This window comes from Bartonella sp. PS17NMGDW (assembly GCF_042193555.1).
Taxonomy (GTDB): domain Bacteria; phylum Pseudomonadota; class Alphaproteobacteria; order Rhizobiales; family Rhizobiaceae; genus Bartonella; species Bartonella grahamii.
On record NZ_JBHILY010000061.1, the window covers coordinates 1 to 1,403 of the forward strand.

A 1,403-nucleotide genomic window follows, 5' to 3' on the forward strand; every position below is an offset into this window, starting at 1 on the left:
ACTTTTTCTATTCCACTTGCGGTTTGAAGTGTGATGGTTGGACAATCCATAAGTTTCTTTTGGATTTTGTCTTGATACGGTAGCAAATTTCCACCTGCTGCTCGTCTGTAAACCCAACCTTTTTGCTGTAAGAATTGAATGAATTGTTTTGGTTGCATCTCGAGTATTTTAGCGGTTTCTGTAAGACCAAAGAGTCCATTATGACGCTGTAAGCTTTCAAGAGCCATGGCTTTTGGTGTTAAATCTTCAATGATGGTGTCTTTTTGATCTATTTGACCTTGTAGGTAATTCAAAAAGCCAATCATAGCCTTTGGACTTGAATAGTCGATTTGTGGTATTACTGCTTGCTTTTCCAATTCTTGCCAACGGTCTATAATCCTAGCACGTAATGTCATGCTGTAACCCGAAACTAAAATGAGGCATTCACGTTTAGGAAGGTTGTAACAAGGGAGAGTGCGACCAGTTGAATCTTTGTAAAAACCTACAAATTCACTCAGCCCAAATTTGGGCTCAGTACTTTTAGAGTGCAACTCTTCAAGCATTTGCTTAATATCACGCATAACGTGTTTATGTTGTTTACTACACAATTCTGCAATTTCACGACTAGACATGGTTGGAATTGTTGTGTTTTGAAAATTGCTTTCAGATGTTGTAATAAAATTACGCATGCTTCACTCCGTTCGCTGTGACAACATTGTCATTCTGCTTAATTTGCTGTCTTAGATGTCTTAAGAAATCTTCTAATGTTTCAGGATTTGAATAATCGATTTTTGAATTTGCTTTTTTTTCGCATTTCAGAAAATATTCACGCACTTGTTTACCTTTGAGACCAGGTTCACAAATGGCAATGTGTTTTGCTGTGTCTAAAGTGAGAGCATAATCTTTAAAAGGATTTCCACGTGAGGAGTTTGATAATTCTTTAGTAGAAAGTACAAAGTCGACATCTTCTCTAAAGCTAAGTTCTTTAATACAGTTTGTTATCCACTTTCTAAACTCGGTTTTTACCTCTAAAAAGGTATATAAATCACGAGCGCTAATAGTTTGAACCTTTTGATGCTGAATAATATTGTATTGAGTAGCAAGAAGCTTTTCCATTACAGACCTCATATTGGTGGGATTGAAAGGGGCGTCTTTAAAACGCCCTTAGATTTTAAAGCACATCACATGCACGCAAACGGTGTTGTTGTTCGTAAGTACCATAAATCTCATCATTATATTTTTCGTCTGCGATCTCATCTAAAAGTTTATTGTAAACATCACTTTCGCATATAAAATAATGAACCTCACTATCTTCATGGAGATGTTCGATATTTTCTTTTACATATACTTCTGCAATTTCTTCAGAGATATCTTCACAATTATTCTCAGAAGGATTGATGCGAAAGATTTGGATTGCATCATCT

3 protein-coding genes are annotated in these 1,403 nt (G+C 35.9%); all 3 read right to left on the bottom strand.

The annotated features are described in order from the left end of the window. The coding region (locus ACFIJK_RS09190; RefSeq protein WP_375627577.1) for a Rha family transcriptional regulator at window positions 1–668 on the bottom strand (668 nt) is incomplete at its 3' end. Continuing rightward, window positions 661–1,095, bottom strand: a complete 435-nt coding sequence (locus ACFIJK_RS09195) for an antA/AntB antirepressor family protein (RefSeq protein WP_375627578.1) — start codon at window positions 1,093–1,095, stop codon at window positions 661–663. The genes ACFIJK_RS09190 and ACFIJK_RS09195, both read right to left, overlap by 8 nt. A 55-nt stretch (window positions 1,096–1,150) precedes the next feature. Then, the coding region (locus ACFIJK_RS09200; protein WP_375627579.1) for a hypothetical protein at window positions 1,151–1,403 on the bottom strand (253 nt) is incomplete at its 5' end.

Bases quoted from the DNA above. Each gene is read 5' to 3' on its own strand.
- ACFIJK_RS09195 (WP_375627578.1), bottom strand. From the start codon at position 1,095: ATGGAAAAGCTTCTTGCTACTCAATACAATATTATTCAGCATCAAAAG.